This window comes from Pseudomonas sp. OST1909, assembly GCF_015277575.1.
In the GTDB taxonomy this organism is placed as follows: domain Bacteria; phylum Pseudomonadota; class Gammaproteobacteria; order Pseudomonadales; family Pseudomonadaceae; genus Aquipseudomonas; species Aquipseudomonas synxantha_A.
Genome location: NZ_CP063780.1, coordinates 3,092,578 through 3,109,874, shown reverse-complemented (window position 1 = coordinate 3,109,874; position 17,297 = coordinate 3,092,578). Strand labels below are relative to the sequence as shown.

17 protein-coding genes are annotated in these 17,297 nt (G+C 58.4%); 8 read left to right on the top strand and 9 right to left on the bottom strand.

What is annotated here, in order from left to right; all coding sequences use genetic code 11:
• Positions 1-23: 23 nt before the first annotated feature.
• A complete protein-coding gene (locus IH404_RS13480) occupies positions 24-1,034 on the bottom strand; it encodes an NAD(P)-dependent alcohol dehydrogenase (RefSeq protein WP_194440616.1) in 1,011 nt (336 codons plus the stop codon).
• A 144-nt stretch (positions 1,035-1,178) separates the two neighbouring features.
• On the opposite strand from IH404_RS13480, the gene IH404_RS13475 reads away from it, so the two are divergent.
• The gene (locus IH404_RS13475; RefSeq protein WP_194440615.1) at positions 1,179-2,093 is read left to right on the top strand and encodes a LysR family transcriptional regulator; all 915 of its coding nucleotides are present in this window, start codon (positions 1,179-1,181) and stop codon (positions 2,091-2,093) included.
• Between the two features lie 12 nt (positions 2,094-2,105).
• Here the strand turns inward: IH404_RS13475 and IH404_RS13470 are convergent, their stop codons facing one another.
• The 3 genes from IH404_RS13470 to IH404_RS13460 form a co-directional block, all read right to left on the bottom strand.
• Positions 2,106-4,538, bottom strand: a complete 2,433-nt coding sequence (locus IH404_RS13470; RefSeq protein ID WP_194440614.1) for a TonB-dependent receptor — start codon at positions 4,536-4,538, stop codon at positions 2,106-2,108.
• Positions 4,539-4,615: 77 nt separating this feature from the next.
• Complete coding sequence (locus IH404_RS13465) at positions 4,616-5,581, bottom strand: FecR family protein (protein WP_005788000.1); 966 nt, start codon at positions 5,579-5,581, stop codon at positions 4,616-4,618.
• Positions 5,578-6,105, bottom strand: coding sequence for a sigma-70 family RNA polymerase sigma factor (locus IH404_RS13460; RefSeq protein WP_194440613.1), 528 nt, complete (start codon positions 6,103-6,105; stop codon positions 5,578-5,580). The genes IH404_RS13465 and IH404_RS13460 overlap by 4 nt, the downstream gene beginning before the upstream one ends.
• A 235-nt stretch (positions 6,106-6,340) precedes the next feature.
• On the opposite strand from IH404_RS13460, the gene IH404_RS13455 reads away from it, so the two are divergent.
• Both IH404_RS13455 and IH404_RS13450 read left to right on the top strand, forming a co-directional pair.
• Entirely contained in the window at positions 6,341-6,580 is a 240-nt protein-coding gene (locus tag IH404_RS13455) for a hypothetical protein (RefSeq protein WP_194440612.1), read from the top strand.
• A 156-nt stretch (positions 6,581-6,736) separates the two neighbouring features.
• Positions 6,737-7,870 (top strand): sensor histidine kinase, encoded by a 1,134-nt coding sequence (locus IH404_RS13450; protein WP_122732853.1) that lies wholly within the window; start codon positions 6,737-6,739, stop codon positions 7,868-7,870.
• Between the two features lie 322 nt (positions 7,871-8,192).
• Here IH404_RS13450 and IH404_RS13445 read toward each other — a convergent pair whose 3' ends face one another.
• Entirely contained in the window at positions 8,193-8,708 is a 516-nt protein-coding gene (locus IH404_RS13445) for a GNAT family N-acetyltransferase (RefSeq protein WP_122732852.1), read from the bottom strand.
• Between the two features lie 190 nt (positions 8,709-8,898).
• On the opposite strand from IH404_RS13445, the gene IH404_RS13440 reads away from it, so the two are divergent.
• Both IH404_RS13440 and IH404_RS13435 read left to right on the top strand, forming a co-directional pair.
• Positions 8,899-9,519, top strand: coding sequence for a LysE family translocator (locus IH404_RS13440; protein WP_194440611.1), 621 nt, complete (start codon positions 8,899-8,901; stop codon positions 9,517-9,519).
• A gap of 168 nt (positions 9,520-9,687) precedes the next feature.
• Positions 9,688-10,227 (top strand): AAA family ATPase, encoded by a 540-nt coding sequence (locus IH404_RS13435; RefSeq protein WP_194440610.1) that lies wholly within the window; start codon positions 9,688-9,690, stop codon positions 10,225-10,227.
• 94 nt (positions 10,228-10,321) lie between these two features.
• On the opposite strand, the gene IH404_RS13430 is transcribed toward IH404_RS13435, so the two are convergent.
• From IH404_RS13430 to IH404_RS13415, 4 genes are all read right to left on the bottom strand, one after another.
• Entirely contained in the window at positions 10,322-11,536 is a 1,215-nt protein-coding gene (locus IH404_RS13430) for an aldose 1-epimerase family protein (RefSeq protein ID WP_194440609.1), read from the bottom strand.
• A 240-nt stretch (positions 11,537-11,776) separates the two neighbouring features.
• A complete protein-coding gene (locus IH404_RS13425; RefSeq protein ID WP_194440608.1) occupies positions 11,777-12,301 on the bottom strand; it encodes a hypothetical protein in 525 nt (174 codons plus the stop codon).
• A gap of 244 nt (positions 12,302-12,545) precedes the next feature.
• A complete protein-coding gene (locus tag IH404_RS13420; protein ID WP_005787982.1) occupies positions 12,546-13,715 on the bottom strand; it encodes a hypothetical protein in 1,170 nt (389 codons plus the stop codon).
• Positions 13,715-14,608 carry a LysR family transcriptional regulator gene (locus tag IH404_RS13415; protein WP_194440607.1) on the bottom strand — a complete coding sequence of 298 codons (894 nt, stop codon included), beginning with the start codon at positions 14,606-14,608 and terminating at the stop codon, positions 13,715-13,717. Before IH404_RS13415 ends, IH404_RS13420 begins: the two co-directional genes overlap by 1 nt.
• A 94-nt stretch (positions 14,609-14,702) precedes the next feature.
• On the opposite strand from IH404_RS13415, the gene IH404_RS13410 reads away from it, so the two are divergent.
• The 3 genes from IH404_RS13410 to IH404_RS13400 all read left to right on the top strand — a co-directional run bounded on the left by IH404_RS13410 (position 14,703) and on the right by IH404_RS13400 (position 17,220).
• Positions 14,703-15,887 carry an MFS transporter gene (locus IH404_RS13410; protein WP_194440606.1) on the top strand — a complete coding sequence of 395 codons (1,185 nt, stop codon included), beginning with the start codon at positions 14,703-14,705 and terminating at the stop codon, positions 15,885-15,887.
• A 65-nt stretch (positions 15,888-15,952) separates the two neighbouring features.
• The gene (locus IH404_RS13405) at positions 15,953-16,672 is read left to right on the top strand and encodes an SDR family oxidoreductase (RefSeq protein ID WP_005787976.1); all 720 of its coding nucleotides are present in this window, start codon (positions 15,953-15,955) and stop codon (positions 16,670-16,672) included.
• Between the two features lie 65 nt (positions 16,673-16,737).
• Positions 16,738-17,220: a VOC family protein gene (locus IH404_RS13400; RefSeq protein WP_005787974.1), complete on the top strand. Its 483-nt coding sequence runs from the start codon at positions 16,738-16,740 to the stop codon at positions 17,218-17,220.
• The last annotated feature ends 77 nt before the right edge of the window (positions 17,221-17,297 follow it).

Sequence of the window (17,297 nt, the reverse complement as noted above, 5' to 3'; positions counted from 1 at the left end):
CTCATTGCAGTGATCAAGGTCGGTTAACCCACCTTGATCACTACCTTCCCAAACGCACCCTTCGCCAAATGCGCGTAAGCCTCACGTGCCTGCTCAAACGGATACACCTGGTCGATAACAGGACGAATATCGTGTTGGTTGAGGAATTCATTCATCCGGTCGAACGATGACCGAGGTGCTACAGCAATACCGCGAAGGGTTGTCTGCCGAAAGATCAGCGGCATCAAATCAAGCGCCGCCGTCTGACCGGTCAAAAAGCCGATCTGCGCAATCCGCCCGGATGCCTTGGTGGCTGCCACTGACTGATTGATACCGCTGCCGCCGGCCACGTCGAGCAACAGATCGACACCCTTGCCGTTGGTGAGTTTCAGCACTTCGCCAGCCCAGTCCGGAGTGGTTCGATAGTTGATGCCAGCCACCGCGCCCCGGCGTTTCACGGCCTGTAGATTGTCATCGCGGCTTGAGGTTGCAATCACTTTCGCACCCAACGCGGTGGCGATTTGCACGGCGAATATCGACACCCCGCCCGTACCTTGCACCAGCACGGTTTGCCCCGGTTGGATCTGGCCGAAGTCGACCAGCGAATACCAGGCAGTGAGCGCCGCAATAGGCAATGTCGCGGCCTCTTCATCGCTCATGTTGGCAGGTGCAGCCACAGCGCTGTCCTGGTGGATGATCATGTACTCAGCCAATCCGCCCGGTAGCGGCGAGCCAAAGCAGTAATCCGGTTCGTGCGGCCCAGGCGCGCCATCCAGCCAGCGTGAATAAAGATGGGAGTTGACCCGGTCGCCGACTTTGAAGCGAGTCACCCCATCCCCCAGCGCTACCACGGTGCCAGCAGCATCACTCACTGGAATCAATGGTTTGGGGACTTTATGCGGCTCATAGATGCCGTCGACGATGGCCTTGTCACGATAGTTCAGCGAGACGGCGCCGACCTTGACCAACAACTCGCCAGCCCGCGGTTGTGGGGTGGCTACTTCGCCCAGTTGCAGATTGTCGAGGCCGAAGTCTTTCAATAACCACGCTTTCATGATGAGTCTCCAAATGCAGGTAATACCCGCAAACCGCAATCGGTTTGCCTGGGGCTCATCATTGGCCAGCGGCGGCGCGCAATAAATACGCAGAAAAAGACAGCTTTGTTCTATCCTGAGACAACAATCATATTCAGGACCGTCATGCAGTTACTCGAATCAATGCGCCTATTCGCCAGGCTGGCGGAGCTCGGCAGCTTTACCAAGGCCGCGCAATCACTGAACATCGGTCGCCCCCAAGTCACCCGGTATATCCAGGAACTGGAGGCATCATTGGGCGTACGCCTGTTCCAGCGCACCACCCGCAAAGTCGCCCTCACTGCCGAGGGCGAACGCTTTTACGCACGCGTGCAGGACATTCTCGCGGATATCAGCGCCGCCACCAGCATGTTCGACCGCACCGGGGCGACGCTCGCGGGCCGTCTGCGGATCGATATCCCGACCGCCTTCGCACAAATGAAATTCATTGATAGCCTCAAGGGCTTCACCGACCGTTTCCCCGGCATCAACCTGGTGCTGGGCGTGACCGATCGGGCCGTGGATTTGGTTGGCGAAGGCATCGATTGTGCATTGCGCATAGGTAACTTGCCTGACTCCAGCCTCATCGCTCGTCCCATCGCCCGGGCAACCATGGTGACCTGCGCGGCCCCCGACTACCTGAGTACCCATGGCCACCCAGACACCCTTGAAGCGCTGGCCGGCCATCGAGGCGTCAACTTCCTGTCCGGCCAAAGCAACCGTATATTGCCGTGGCATTTCTCGGTCAAGGGTCATAATCGAACCCTGGTCGGTCAAGCAGGCATTACCGTCACCGAGTCAAACGCCTACGTGCAGTGCGGCGTGTCGGGCTTCGGCATTATCCAGGCGCCCGGCATCACCGTGGCAGAACATCTGCACAGCGGCGCGCTGGTGGAAATCCTGCACGCCTATCGGCCTGCCCCACGCCCGGTGTCGCTGCTGTACCCGAGCCGTACTCACTTGGCGCCGCAGGTGCAGGTATTCATTGAATGGTTGCAGGAGAACTTCGTGCAGCTACAGGCCGAGTGGCTGAGCAAGTAGGCCGTAGCGCCACTAAAAACTGTAACGCGCAGTCAGTTTCATATTGCGTGGATCGCCGTAGATGTCGTACGGGCTATAGCCCCCATTGGCCACGCTGCTGTAGTACACACGATCGAACAGGTTGTTGACGTTGACCTGCAAGTCCAGTTGCTCGCTGGCCTTGTAGCCTGCTACCAAACCAACCACGGTGTACGAACCCTGCTCGTTTTTCCAGGCCGTAGCGCCGGCCCCTCCCGAGGTGCGGATGCGGCTTTGTTGATAGACATCACCCCCCACGCGCCAGCGTTGCAGTTCACCTGGCAAAGTGTAAATGGTCGAGAGTTTGAACAGTTGCCGCGGCTTCTTGCGGTCGAAGTCTTCGCCTTCGCGGGCGGCATTGGCATCGCTGACATACTGGGTCTGGGTGTAGGTATAACCGGCAGCCAATTGCCAGTTATCAGTCAGGGCGCCCTGGATTTCCATATCGATACCACGGCTGCGTACCAGCCCGGCAGCTTCATAGCAGGCACTGGCCGGGCCTGAGCCGCAGCCTTTGACATCAGGCAGCTCCTGGGCGCGATTCTTCTGGTCCAGCTGGAACACCGCCATGCTGGCGTTCAATGCGCCGTCGAAGTATTCGCCCTTGATGCCCACTTCGTAGTTCTCGCCGACGATAGGCACGATTACGCTCCTATCGACGCCTTTTTCGCTCTGCGGCTTGAAAATATCGGTATAGCTGACATAGACCGAATGATGGATGTCCAGGTCGTAGACCAGGCCGGCATAGCGCGTCAGATTACGGGTAACCTTGTAGTTGCTTTCACTGTTTGCGCGGTCTTGGAATTCGTACCAGTCGACACGCCCACCGAGGATCAGCGACAGCGGTTCAGTCAGTCGCAGCCGGGTGCTGGCATAGAAGCTGTCCTGAGTGGTGGTCTGGGGAAGACCGTTGTCTGCCCTGACATAATTGGGCTTGGCATGACCACGCGGGTTCCACGTGAAGGGATTGATGCCCGTGTCGATGTAATCGCTCCAATCCTTGCCGGACCGGTAATCCAGCTTGCGCTTGCTGACACCGAAGGTCAGGTCATGCTGTTGGCCGAGCAATTGGAAGGGGCCACTGAGCGCAAGGTCGTAGCCGGTTTCTTTCTGCTCCATGGCTTCGGTCCATAGATACTGGCGATTGTATTCCCAGATCGAAGAAGCCAGCACGTCACCGTCGGTTTTCGACTGCATCGCCGCTGCGCGCAGTGTCCAGTCGTTGGGCAGGCCTTGTTCCAACGTAGCGAAATAGCCGGTGGTGCGATTGTCCGAGTATTCCCAGTCATGCCCCAGGAAAGTGTCACGGGGCAGCCCCAGATGACCACCACCACGGGCCATGGGCAATCCACCCCAGATGTAGTTGGTGTGGGTCTTCTGTCGGTAGCCGCCCAGTGTCAGAGTGGTGCTCTCGCTCAGGTCAGCGTCGACCACGCCGTAGAACAGATCGTTATCACTTTCCACCGAGTCCCGGAAACTCTTGGCGTCTTGCCGCGAGACCACAGTACGGGCGCGCAGGGTGCCGCTGTCGTTGAGCGGGCCACCCACATCCAGCGTGCCCGTGTAGTCATCCCAGCTGCCAGCGCTGCCGGTGAACGTGCCCTGGAATTGGTGGGTCGGGCGCTTGCGAACCAGGTTGATGGCGCCCGCAGGGCTGCCGGCGCCCTGGGCCAGCCCGTTGGGGCCGCGCACGATCTCTACCCGATCATACATGGCCAGGTTGGCCTCTGCGCTGGGCAGGTAGGTCTGGAAGCTGGTGGGAAAACCGTCGTACATGATGTTGTCAACGTCGAAGCCCCGTGAACTGAACGTAGGCCGCCCCGCGCCGCCCGCGTTATTCAGAAACAGCCCCGGCGTACTTTTGACCACATCGCTGATGGTGGTCATGACCTTGTCGTCCATGCGCTTGCGCGTCACCACGCTGACCGACTGTGGCGTTTCGCGCAGGCTCAAGGGCAGCTTGGTGGCCGTTTGCATAGGCCCGGTGGTGTAGGAACCGCTGTTCTCGGTCGTCGACGTCAGGCCCTGACCGGTAATGCTGGTCGCGCCCAGTTCCAGCGTGGTTCCGGCCACCTGCGGTACCAACAGGTAAAGCCCATTACCCTGTGCCGAGGCTTGCAGGCCGGTACCCTGCAGCAGTTGCTGCAAGCCGCCTTCCACACTGGTGGCGGCATTCAGGCCAGGGCTGCGCAGACCTTCCACCAGGCCCGGTTCGATCGGTAAGGTGATACCCGCCTGGCTGGCGAAGGCCGAGAGCGCACTACTCAGGTTACCGGCCGGCACATGATAGCCGCGGCTCTGCTGCGCACCTTGCTCGGCGGCGTGCAGCGACGCCGCAGTCAGGGCGTCACCACCTGTGATGATCAAACCCAATGCGGCAGCGTGTACTGCGCGCGCCAGTGGTTGCATGCCCTGTTTCGTCGCCATGTGTTCGTCCCCGCCCGATAAAAGTAGTGTTGTTATGAGGGGGACACGCAGCCCGGCAAAAACACGACAACTATTTTTTACGTGCTCGTACGCGCCGTTACAGTCACCCAATAGGGCGTGCGGTAGTGGACGCTCACCGGCAGAGTCTGGCTGAGGGCGTGGAGAACCTGGTCGGTATCGCGCAACTGGAAGGCACCGGAAATCAGCAACCCGGCGACTGCCGGATCGCAACGCAGCAGGCCACGTCGATAACGGTCCAACTCATTGACGAAGTCATCGAGGCGCATCTTTTCTGCGCGCAGCACACCGCTCAGCCAGTCCAGACGATGCTGCGCCAATGGCAGGGACGGCTCCATCGCCTGGCTGTTGATATAGGTCTGCCGGCCCGCCGCCAAACGCATCATGCGGCCGTCTCGTGACAGCCGCGGGCTCACCTCTGCGGCACCCTCCAGCGCGGCGAGGAAAGTGCCTTGCGGATATTGGCGCACCAAAAAGCGGCTACCGAACAGCGCAATTTGCGCCTGGGCGGTGCTGACGATAAATGGCCGCGTGACATGCACATCGGATACCTCAACGAGCATTTCGCCGGCGATAAGGCGCACATGACGAACACTGTCGTCGTAGGCGATGTCGATAGCGCTACCGGTGTTCAAGCGAATCTGCGCGCCGTCCGGCAGATTCAGCGTGCGCTGTTCCCCCGTAGCCGTGCGCTCGTCCGCCTGCCATTCGCGCCATGGCAAGCCCCGGTATGCCGCGAGGCCAACCGGCGCGGCAGCGATCAACAATGCAAGGGTCTTGAGCGTTTGTCGACGCCCCAGGTTGCACGGGCGTTCCAACGCTGCGCGCGCGGCCCCCTCGCCAAGCTGCTGGGTACGAGCACTGAAACGCTCGGCCAGTTGCCAGGCCCGTTCGTGGTCTGGATGCTGCGCCCGCCACTCGGCACCAGCGACATGCTCGGCAGCGCACGCGCCGCTGCTCTGCAAGCGCACGAACCAGCTGGCCGCTTGGCGAGCAATACGCCGGTCAATGGGTTTGGTATTCATGCTGCGCTCTGGCTGGCGAGCACAATACACTCCTCGAACGCCCTCGCCAGGTGGCGTTGTACCGAACGCACGCTGAGCCCAAGCCGGCTGGCGATTTCTTCCTGCGTATACCCCTCCAGTTGCGCCATCAGGAAGGCCTGCCGGGTTTTGGCTGACAACAGCGCCAGTACCTGATCGATCTCGTCGAGCGCCTCAAGCACCAGCGCCTGATGCTCCAGCGATGGAGCCAGATCCTGCGGGGCTTGCGCCAGCGCGTCCAGGTAGGCCTGCTCCAGTGATCGGCGTCGATAGAGATTGATGCTCAACCGATTGGCGACAGTGGCCAGGTAGGCGCGCGGCGTCGTGAAGTTCAACGGTTCGCCAGGCCCACTGCTGAGCAACCGCACGAACGTATCCTGAGCCAGATCAGCTGCATCGGCGGCGTTGCCCAGGCGCCTGCGCAGCCAGCCGCGCAACCAACCGTGGTGGTGGCTGTAGAGCTGATCGATGGACTGGTGGCGACTTGCCGACGAAGTAGACTGCACGGTATGAAATGGATGCTAATGAGAATTCGTCGCATTCTATCAGCCCAGGCTCAGCCTCGTGCAACTAAAACGTTGTGCAGACAACCAAGCCTTCCTTGCCCTGTTCCTGTTCGCTTCACCTCATCGCCTTTGGCTTGAGCGCTGCGAAACTCCTTAATCTTCCTTTGGTCGATGCTTTGAAGGGGCCGTTAGCGCCTCAGATGTCTTGTGTGTAATGAATGCTGCGGAGACAGCCATGAAAGAAGCCTTCAACGATTTGCCCGGCCCCATAAAGCGACAGGCTGACAGACTCCTTCGCGAGATCGACCTCGCGGGGTCGATGATTCTTGCAGTCAAAGGGGGGGCCAAAGCTCAGGGGTTTGTTCTGGGAATAACCTGCTGCAAGGGGCTGACATCCGAGCGCTGTGAGCAGCTGGCAAGCCATTTTGACAGCGTTGTAGAGCGCAAGCTGAGGTCGCTGACACTCGGGCTTTAGCGTCAGCGGGATGAATTCCGTCGGCATGCAGATGGGATCAATGCTATCGCCCCCATGGCCGCGCTTTTAAAGCTGCGAACAACCTCCTACACTGCCGGGAATTTCCCTGCGTCTGCGCAGCCTCGCTCTTGTGCCCTACCCTTCAGGATTACAGACATGCGCCTGGCCGATTTCATCCTTGAGCACCTCGAACCTATTCTGCAAGCCTGGGAAGATTTCGCCAGAACCCTCGACACCCCGGGCGAGGACCTCGACAGCGTGGCGCTGCGCGACCATGCCGAGCAGATGTTGCGAGCCATCGTCAGCGACCTGCGAACCAAACAGACCCGCCAAGAGCAAATCGCCAAGGCCCAGGGCCTGGCCCCCGCGGAGGAGCAGGAGACCGCGGCAGAAATCCACGCCATCACGCGGTTGATGGCAGGCTTCACCATCGATCAGATGGTGTCGGAATACCGCGCCCTGCGCACCAGTGTAGTCAGCCAGTGGATGCGCCAGATCAAGGACGGCACGCCGATCAACGTTGACGACATGACCCGTTTCCACGAGGCCATTGACCAGGCCCTCGCCGAGTCCATCGCCAGCTATTCACGCGCGGTCGAGGCATCGCGCAACGTGTTTCTGGGCATCCTCGGCCACGACCTGCGCACGCCGCTCGGCGCGATCCTGCTGGGTGCCGACGTGCTGCGGCGCTCACAGGATGCAGGCCCCAAGGCGAACAAAGTGGCCAACCAGATTTACACCAGTGTGCGCCGAGCGAGCCAGATCGTCGGCGACTTGCTCGACCTGACCCGCTGCCAGATGGGGCCGGGCATTCCGGTCAGAACCGCAGCTATCGAGCTCACACCGCTGTGCCAGCGGGTCGTTGAAGAAATCCGCACGTTTCATCCTGAAGCGATCATCCTGTTCGATTCGAAGACCCAGGCTTGGGGCCAGTTCGACGGCGCCCGAATGGAGCAGGTGTTCTCGAACATCGTCAGCAACGCCGTGCAGCATGGCGACACCACGCGGCCTATCCAGGTCGAGTTGGGATTACAGGAAGATTTCGCAGTATTTTCCGTGCACAACAGTGGAGAGGCGATACCTGAGGATGTGCTGCCGTTCATCTTCAACCCGATGGGCCGCTTCTCTCAGCGTACTGCCGTCAATCACGGCCCCACAGAGGGCTTGGGCCTGGGCCTGTTCATCGCCTCGGAAATCGTCGCGTCCCATGGCGGATCGATTGAGGTCAGCTCTGATACCGAACACGGCACGGTGTTTCATGTGCGGCTTCCCCTCAATTCGATAGCCTAGGTATCAACACCGCTTCGGCGCGACCCTGAACCGATGGGAAGGGGCAAGCCCTGATACGCGTCAGTTAAGCTAACGAAATGCTCAAAGCAGCGAAGATCTAATGTGGGAGGGTGCTTGCCCGCGAAGACGTCGGCCCAGCAAACATTGGTGTTGACTGACCCACCGCTTTCGCGAGCAAGCCCGCTCCCACAGGAGATCTACGTTTAACTGACCGGCATGGTTATATTCTGAACCCGGTCAACAAGAACAAGTCGGTTTGGTTGACGACGCAAGGGCAGGAGCGAGGCCGGCAACTGGCGGATCAATTGTTTGGAGCAAAGGCTCAGGTAAAGGACAACCTGTAGCGCACCTCCACCAGCGTGACGCCGCCCCTCTCAATCCTGAGTTCGCTGCCTGCGTCCTCGACACAGCCGACCTTCCGATAAAAGCGCATGGCCCGTTCATTGCGGGCCAGGACCCAAAGCGTCAGGCAGTCATACCCCTGCTGAACCAACGCCTGCAAGCCAGCGTTCCACAGCGCCAGCCCGACGCCCGTTTGCCAATACCTGGCCAGAACATAGATGGCCATAACCTCCCCTGCATTTGCCCCGGCGGCCTCTTCGTCACGGCTGGCGCCAACGGCTATCCACCCGACAATCTGCTGGTCCACCTCTGCGACCCACACACCAGGTTCGCCCGCGGCTATCGAACGACGCCAATAGGCTTCGCGCTGAGCCAGAGTGGCTTGCAACCCGTTCAAGTAGTCGGTGGGCATCAGGTCGCGATACGCCTCTTGCCAACTGCGGATATGCACTTGGGCAATGGCGTTTGCGTCGGTGGGTAATGCTCTGCGAATCATGCGTGCTCCTTCCCTCGTGCACTGAATCTTGTCTTCGCAGTATGCCTGCGGGCTTATGACGAAATCAGTTTCGCCAGGGACGAAATAAAGATCTTGCGCTCCGGCGCGCAGATGCACTGCCAGCCTGATTGCCGCCCCTGCCAACTGCCCCTATCCTCAACGCTCTCGTCCGACCAAACCCGGAGCCGCCATGGACCTCGCCACCCTCGCCCTCTTCTTGCCTGCCTGCTTCGCCCTGAACATGGCGCCTGGCCCCAACAACCTGCTGTCGGTAAGCAACGCCACCCGCTACGGTTACCGCACCTCCTGCCTCGCAGGTCTCGGCCGCTTGCTGGCCTTTGCCGGCATGATCGCCCTCGCCTCCGCCGGGTTGGCGGTAGTGCTGCAAACGTCGGAGTTATTGTTTTACGGGATCAAGATACTGGGCGCGGCGTATCTGTTTTATCTGGCGTATCAGCTATGGCGTGCGCAACCACAGACAGAGTCACAAACAGCCGCTCACCAGGTCGGCTTATGGGCCCTGGCACGGCAGGAGTTTCTGGTGGCGGCGGGCAACCCGAAAGCCATCCTGATCTTCACCGCTTTCCTGCCGCAGTTCGTGGTACCTGGCCAACCCATCACCGCACAGTTCGCCCTGCTGGGCGCGATGTTCCTGATCCTGGAATGGATCGCCATCAGCGCCTACGCCTACATGGGCCTGCATATGCGCCGCTGGTTTGCCGAGCCAAGGGGCAAGCGCATCTTCAATCGTTGCTGCGCGGGGTTGCTGTCAGCGGCGGCGGCAGTGTTATTAACGGCGCGCAGGGCGTAACCCAACCACTGTAGGAGCGAGCTTGCTCGCGAAGACCGCCAACGTTGACACGCGATGCCTGGATAAAAGGTGGCGTTCAGGGTTTTCCGCGAACAAGTTGACGCAGACAGGCATTGCCGTAGAATCGCCCCCCCAAAAAATCAGCGTACACAGCGAGAAGGAGCTTCGATGCGACGGGTGATGATTGTGGGCCAACCTGGGTCAGGCAAAAGCACCTTGGCGCGCAAGCTTGGTCAGTGCACGGGTTTGCCGGTGGTTCATATCGACACTATCCACTGGCAACCAGGGTGGATCGAACGCAGCCGCGCCGCGAAGACGCAGCTTTGCCTTGAGGTCGAGGCCCGTGAATGCTGGATATTTGAAGGCGGCCATTCATCCACTTGGGACAACCGGCTGGGCCGCGCAGACCTGTTGATCTGGATTGACCGTTCGGCGACGCTTCGATTCTGGCGCGTACTGATGAGGACGCTGCTCAGACGCGGTCAGACACGACCAGACCTGCCCGAGAACTGCCCCGAGCGACTGGCGAACCTGCCGGATTTTTTTAGATTCATGTGGCAGACCAAAAAATCAGCGCGAGTTCAGATGCGACAACTCGTGGAGGCTGCGCCACCCACTTGCCGTGTGGTTCATCTGCGGTCCAATCGGGATACCCGGATTTTTCTTGCAAGCATTGGACGTTCTACTGGCCAGATAACACCCGATTGATCGACGGCTGACTTTCCAAGTCGTCAATGTTGACGCACCCCGCACGAGCGCAGGTGCTCAACATCCATAACATCGCCATGATGCGCCAGGGGTGTCACCCCTTGGTCAGATCAACCAACGGCGTCTGCCGCACCTCGGTCTCCCGACCAGCCTGAATCTCGCTGACCTGCTTCAAGGCCTTATCAACAGCCGCCTTGTCCGCCAACAAGCTGTAACTGATGCGGAACTGCTTGTGTTCCTTGGGCCCGATTGTCGGCACCAGATTCAGTGGCCGCTGATAACGACGGTTGTAGGAAAAACTAGTCCCCGGCTCCAGCCCCGTGACATAGCCCTGGCCTTGAGTGTCGGTGTTTTTCCAGAGGGAAAACACCGGCAGCGTCTGCGTATTGAAGCCGACCGAAACGCCCAGGCTGCCGGCCTTGTTATGCAGCACAGTCAAGGTATCGCCCTTGGCATCGGCATACGGCACCACGTTGTAGACCGTTTCGTCGTAGTCCTTGGTGGGTGCGCGATAGGTTTGCCAGTCAGCCAATTCGCCCTTGGCCTTGTCATTGAACGGCGACACCTGCTTCACCGGCGCGACAAACCGCGCGCCCTGCTCCAGGAACGGCGTGCTGAAGTTACTGTGATACAGCGCCTGGTATTCCTTCGGATAGTCGCCGTTGTTGGTCAAGGTGTCGTTGAGGGCGAACACCACACTGCCAGGCTGGGTGACCAGTTCAGTCGCAACGGAGAAATCGACCTTCTTGAACGCCTGCTCTTTCAGCTCACCGCGCAGAGTGATGGCATACGGTGGTTTTTCATCGATATGCAGCGTGACTTTGTTCGCAGGGATATTCGCCGCCCGCCCGTGCAGGGTCAGCAGTTCGCCGTTGTCGATGCCGGGGTGGCCGACCCACTCATAGCCGCAGCGGGTCACCAACTCATTGAAACCTTCCAGCCAGCCCAACCCACCACGGCCATTGAGCTCGATAAACGAAGGATTGACCACCTCTTTGACCGGCGAATCCCAACCCATCCGCACATCGCCGACCGAAGCCTGCAACACGTTCATACCGCGAGTCGGCACCACCGAAAGCTTCATCGTGCCGTTATCGATATCAACGATGCTGACCCCCTCCTGCCGACCGCCGTGCAAGGTACGCAGGGTAACGCTAAAGGGTTTGTCGGTTGTTATGCCGAGTTGCTGGCTTGTGATCTGCCAGTTCTGGGCGGCTTTGTCGGTGTCGAGCAGGACGTAATCCCAGGCCATGGCGTGGGAGGCAGCGGACAGTGCGCTGAGGGCGATGAGGAGTTTGAGCGGGGTCATGGCTACGCCTTTTTTTGGAGTTGTAGGCGTTTTATAAACTCGATGAAACGTTTCAGCAAGCTGAAAAAGCTACACAAAGCGGGTAGATTCTGAGAAAACCCTGGCACAAACCGATAAATTAAGTCTCTGTCAGGTAAAAATAACTGGGCCGAAAAAAGGTATGGTTATATTTATCTGGAAAAATAAACGGTCTCTTTTTTTGCTACAAACGAGTAGGCGTCACGTTACTGTAGCTTCCAATTACTTAAAGAGATGATCATCCTCATCAAAAACCTCAAAAAGATTCCAGGCAATTAATTTCTCAAACAAAAACTGCCCAGCTTGTTTGAATACATCTAGAGCCAAGTGCTCTTCGCCGCCGGCTTCGACAATCAAGTTAAATTTCATTTTATTTGAATCGGGATCAACTAAAACAAAACGACATAAACAGCGAAGGCGAAGATCTCGCCCTGGAGAGGCGTGCTTTGTAGAGTTGCACAAGGTTTGGCAAATCAATAAGCTTCGGCATTCCGCCGCCATGGCAGCCTTAAAACTTTTGAATGTGCCGTCAGGGCTAATTTTTGCCTTCTGCTCTTGATTGCATGTCCTCCATACCCAATCTAAGATATGCCAGGCAGAAATCGCACAATTAAAAGCAGCAAACTCTGCTTCTTTTTCATTTTGATAGGGTCCGGTAGTGGAATTTTCCTCTCGTTCAAGGTTGCGTATCTCCCACGCGAGTTTCCAGACCATATCATCTAGGCATCTTGCTCCAAAAGCGCCCAACCCCACATCCTGTTCTAGCTCTTTACACCTGACCTTGGACAAAAAAAACTTCTAAAATACCTTATACACAAAGTCATTTACCACACCTCGAAGAGCCAGTTGCAAGTTTGATCATTTTGCCTAACAAAGCGCGCACGCCCTCCGGAATTGAACTTCACAGATAACTTTGCCACGGCTTGTTAGCTTAGCTCAAACACTCAAGCCAAAAACCCCACAAGTTAAAAATAAACTTATCCAGTTGAACTCACAACCGATAGCGAATCCCCCTATTTAACAGAGTGTACATCCGCATCGCCCACCTAAAACCATCTGACAATGATCCTGCCGCCTCAAATTCATCATCAATCGCTGAAAAAATTTCATCCCCTAGTATTACCTGCATCTGAGACTTCATTGCCTTTCTGACTTTAACTGAAGGGATTTCAATACTTTTATAATAGATGCTTCCGAGGCGGAGCCCCATATCGAGCACTAGGGCTTCTTCATTCGTTAGCCATGAGCCGGCTTTGTGGAAACGCGTCGATACTCGATCAGCGTGAAGCTTGACTGTTTTCCAGTCAGCAGGAGTATTTTTTTCAGAAAGGCAAACTTTTCTAACGAGCGCAAGTGACTCAAGTATTATGCTGCTGTCTTTTGGTGGAAATATCTGTTGGGTACGGCGCTCTAGCCCCTGAATGACTGTAGTTAATTCATCGGGATCTTGGTTAACCATGTTGCCAACACTACCATGAATGAGCTCTACACCCTCCCACAGTTCACCGCCGTGATAGCCAATTTCCAATGCAGCGATCATTCGGTCTGGGTCAGACACCTTTACAGATGGTAATGATATCTGTGGATAGTGGTTTTTAAACACCTGAGGATTCAGTAGTAGGCTAGCCACAATTTCGTCCCAATAAATGACAGATACCGCAAACAGTCCTTGAGCCACTCTGGCGTCAGATATGTCTCGCACTTGTTGCTGGAGGACTGCATCGTGATCGGTTGCGGTCGCGATAAACAGCGCTGTCAATCGCCCCCCAAATCCCTCGGCATTTGTAATCTCAGACGTGACATCTGTAAGTTTCAACTGCTCCCTATAACATTTACATTGAACCCCTACCGGCCGCCCAATATTGTCTGCGCCATAGATGTCTACTCCATTTTGAGCCTGGCCGGGCCGACCGTTTTTCTGCAAGTTTACGCTGCACCAGCGTAGCGCCTGAGCGTCTCTGACGATCGTTTCGAAATCCTGCCAGTTCGCAGGTATTGGTAAACGCATGGACTGGATAGTAGGCATAGCAATACCCGATAGTCTCGAAGAGGTCATGACCGTATCATTGCAAGTGTTTTTTTTCATGTTCCAATTAAAATTACCCTGATTTTTTAGGCAAAAACGAATAACTGCTATTTGCAGGGATTCGTCACCCTCCATCAAACCCCATGCCGCTCCACCAAAAAATCCACAAACGCCCTCACCCGCGCCGGCATCGCCCCTCCCCCCACAAACACCGCATGAATCGGCTCCACATCCCCCGGGTTAAAGTCCTCCAGCAACACCACCAACTCCCCCCGCTTCACCTCCTCCACCACACTAAACGCCCCAATCCGCGCAATTCCTGCCCCCAGCTTCGCCAACTGTGCCAATGCCTCGCCACTGTTGCCCTCAATCGTCCCCGCCACCTTCAACGAAAACTCCCGCCCATCCACCCTGAACGGCCAATCCGGCGTCGCTCGGCGAAAGTTGAAGCGCAGGCAGTTGTGCTGGAGTAGATCCTGCGGCGTTACCGGGGTGCCATGCCTTGCCAGGTAGTCCGGTGAGGCGACGATCACCTGTCCGGTGGAGCCGATATGGCGGGCAGTCAGCGGGCTGTCGGCGAGGGGGCCGAAGCGGATGGCGACGTCGGCCTGGCCGCCGAGGATGTCCACGACTTCATCGCCGAGCATCAGGTCGACGACGATGGCGGGATAGCGGGCGCTGAAGGCGGCGATCAGCGGGACGATGGTCATGCGGCCATGGGCCAGCGCGGCGCTGACTCGCAGGCGGCCGCGTGGGGTGCCCTGGTCGGTGATGGCGTCTTCGACTTCGGCCATGTCTGCGAGGATGCGCCGGGCGCCGCGCAGGTAGGCTTCGCCTTCGGCGGTGAAGGTGATTGCGCGGGTAGTGCGCAGCAGCAGTCGGGTGCCGATGCGCTTTTCGGTGCGGGTGATGATGCGGCTGATGGACGATGGCGTCAGCCCCAGGGCTCGCGCCGCGCCCGACAGGCTGCCGTGCTCGGCAACCATGGCGAACACTTCCATCTCTCCTGACCGACCGCCGATGTCCATTTGTGCCTCCTGCGCAAAGCTGTAGTTCCCAAGCAAGGGCTACTGCTTGAAAAGGCTGGATTGTAGCATTCAGCACACAGATGAGGAGTCAACCATGCGTATCAATCCACCCCTTGTAGCCTTGTCCATCGGTGCCTTCGGCATCGGGGTCACGGAGTTTGCGCCCATGGGCATGTTGCCCGGTATTGCCGCCGATCTTGGCGTATCCATTCCAGCCGCCGGGCTGCTGGTGAGTGCCTATGCCATGGGCGTGCTGATCGGCGCGCCGATCATGACCCTTGCCACGGCGAGAGTGCCGCGTCGTTATTTGCTGATTGGGCTGATGGCGATTTTTACCTTGGGCAATTTATTGTCGGCGCTGGCCACCAACTATCAGACCTTGATGATCGCAAGGCTGGTGACGTCGCTGAACCACGGGGCGTTTTTCGGCATTGGTTCGATTGTGGCAGCCAGCGTGGTAGCGCCGGAGAAACGCGCGGGAGCGGTCGCGGCGATGTTTCTCGGGCTGACCTTGGCGACCATCGGCGGCGTGCCGCTGGCGACCTGGTTTGGCGAGAACTTTGGTTGGCGCACGGCGTTCTGGGGTATCAGCGGCCTCGGTGCGGTGGTAATGGCGGCGCTGTGGTGGGCGTTGCCGAATGCACCCGCGCCTAAAGGCGGCAGCCTGATGGCGGAAATCCGCGTGTTGGGCCGCGGGCCGGTGCTGGCCGCGTTGGCGCTGACGGTGGTGGGCTCCAGCGCGATGTTCACGGTGTTCACTTACATCGCGCCGATTCTGCGCAACGTCACCCACGCCTCGACCAACTTCGTCACCGGGATGCTTGTGCTGTTCGGTATCGGGCTGACCCTGGGCAACGTGTGGGGCGGCAAGTCGGCCGACCGCTCGGTGGACCGTACCTTGATCACCTCGCTGGTGGTGTTGATTGCCGTGCTGCTGGCCTTCTCGATGCTGATGCAATGGCCGCTGCCTGCCGCCGTGTCGATCCTGCTATGGGGTGCCGCCAGTTTTGCGCTGGTACCGCCGTTGCAGATGCGTGTGATGGAGGCCGCCAAGGATGCGCCTAACCTGGCGTCGGCGATGAACATCGGCGCGTTCAATTTTGGCAATGCGATTGGCGCGGCGCTGGGTGGCGCGGTGATCAACGCCGGGCTGGGCTACCCGGCCATTTCCCTGGCCGGTGCAATCATGGCGGGCCTGGGCTTGATGATGGTGCTGGGTTTGGCCTGGCGCTCGCGGCGTGCGGGTTTACACACTTGCCGGGAAGCCGTGCAAGCCTGAACACCACGCTGGAAAGCCCCACCCAACTGCCTTATAACTACGCGCTTCAGTCAAGGAGACGCGTAATGAAAACCATGGTAGTTGGCGCCAGCAAAGGCCTGGGCAAGGCGCTGATCGAGGGGTTGGGCGAACCCGGGGATACGCTGATCGGTGTATCCCGCAGCCGTCCTGAACAGCTCAACCACAAGGCTGATGTGCAGGTGCGCTGGATCGAAGCCAACCTGGCCGAACCCGCCAAAGCTGCCCAGGCCATTGAGGCCGCGGTAGCCGAGAGCGGGTTGGATACCTTGATCTACAACCTGGGTATCTGGGAAGAATTTGCCTTCGACCCGGCGTACAACTTTTTGGCCGACGGTGATGAGCAGCTCGAAGCCATTGTCACGTGCAACATCACCGCTACCTTGTTGCTGATCAAACGCCTGCTGCCGGTGCTGCTCGACAGTGCCAACCCACGGATCATCCTGACTGGCTCGACCTCCGGCCTGCCGCAAAGTGGCCGCCCGGAGGTGGCCTTCGGTGCCTCCAAGTTTGCGTTGCGCGGGATTGCCGATGCCTTGCGTGAAGGCTATCGGCATCAGCGCCTGGGCGTGACCTGCCTGAACCTGGGTTACCTGAACACCGAAGACCCGTTGAGCACACCCCTCGCAGTGGCAGCGCAACGCGATCAGGGCCAGTCGATTCCTGTGCATGACGTGGTGCAAGTGGTGCGCATGACGCTGAACTTGTCCCCGGCCAGTTTCGTCAAGGACATCACCTTACCGGCGATCCTGGATGAGCGGTTCTGAACGGGGCAGAACGCCCGCGGTTATCGTCTAGACTTCACGCACCTTCCAACCCGAGGAGCCTTGCGATGAACAACAAAAATACGATCTGCCTCTGGTACAACAACGATGCCCTGGAGGCGGCGACCTTCTACGCCAACACCTTTCCCGACAGTAAAGTGGGGAACGTTCACCATGCGCCTGGCGACTACCCGGCGGGTAAACAGGGCGATGAGCTGACCGTGGAATTCACCGTGCTGGGTATCCCCTGCGTTGGCCTCAATGGCGGCCCGATGTTCAAGCACAGTGAGGCGTTTTCCTTTCAGGTGTCTACGGATGACCAGGAAGAAACCGATCGCTTGTGGCATGCCATCATCGACAATGGTGGGCAGGCAAGTGCTTGCGGTTGGTGCAAGGACAAGTGGGGGTTGTCGTGGCAGATTTCGCCACGGGTGTTGGTCGATGCGGTCACCAGTAAAGATCCTGTCGTGGCCAAGCGTGCGTTTGAGGCGATGATGAAGATGACCAAGATTGATATTGCAGCTATAGAAGACGCCGTGGCCGGACGTTGATGTGCATGATATCGATCCGAACTTGAAGGCCGCCAACTGTCATACAGATCACAAACATCCTTATTCGCAAAGGAGAT

Bases quoted from the DNA above. Each gene is read 5' to 3' on its own strand.
- IH404_RS13480 (WP_194440616.1), bottom strand. From the start codon at position 1,034: ATGAAAGCGTGGTTATTGAAAGACTTCGGCCTCGACAATCTGCAACTG.
- IH404_RS13475 (WP_194440615.1), top strand. From the start codon at position 1,179: ATGCAGTTACTCGAATCAATGCGCCTATTCGCCAGGCTGGCGGAGCTC.
- IH404_RS13470 (WP_194440614.1), bottom strand. From the start codon at position 4,538: ATGGCGACGAAACAGGGCATGCAACCACTGGCGCGCGCAGTACACGCT.
- IH404_RS13465 (WP_005788000.1), bottom strand. From the start codon at position 5,581: ATGAATACCAAACCCATTGACCGGCGTATTGCTCGCCAAGCGGCCAGC.
- IH404_RS13455 (WP_194440612.1), top strand. From the start codon at position 6,341: ATGAAAGAAGCCTTCAACGATTTGCCCGGCCCCATAAAGCGACAGGCT.
- IH404_RS13450 (WP_122732853.1), top strand. From the start codon at position 6,737: ATGCGCCTGGCCGATTTCATCCTTGAGCACCTCGAACCTATTCTGCAA.
- IH404_RS13445 (WP_122732852.1), bottom strand. From the start codon at position 8,708: ATGATTCGCAGAGCATTACCCACCGACGCAAACGCCATTGCCCAAGTG.
- IH404_RS13440 (WP_194440611.1), top strand. From the start codon at position 8,899: ATGGACCTCGCCACCCTCGCCCTCTTCTTGCCTGCCTGCTTCGCCCTG.
- IH404_RS13435 (WP_194440610.1), top strand. From the start codon at position 9,688: ATGCGACGGGTGATGATTGTGGGCCAACCTGGGTCAGGCAAAAGCACC.
- IH404_RS13430 (WP_194440609.1), bottom strand. From the start codon at position 11,536: ATGACCCCGCTCAAACTCCTCATCGCCCTCAGCGCACTGTCCGCTGCC.
- IH404_RS13420 (WP_005787982.1), bottom strand. From the start codon at position 13,715: ATGGAGGGTGACGAATCCCTGCAAATAGCAGTTATTCGTTTTTGCCTA.
- IH404_RS13415 (WP_194440607.1), bottom strand. From the start codon at position 14,608: ATGGACATCGGCGGTCGGTCAGGAGAGATGGAAGTGTTCGCCATGGTT.
- IH404_RS13410 (WP_194440606.1), top strand. From the start codon at position 14,703: ATGCGTATCAATCCACCCCTTGTAGCCTTGTCCATCGGTGCCTTCGGC.
- IH404_RS13405 (WP_005787976.1), top strand. From the start codon at position 15,953: ATGAAAACCATGGTAGTTGGCGCCAGCAAAGGCCTGGGCAAGGCGCTG.
- IH404_RS13400 (WP_005787974.1), top strand. From the start codon at position 16,738: ATGAACAACAAAAATACGATCTGCCTCTGGTACAACAACGATGCCCTG.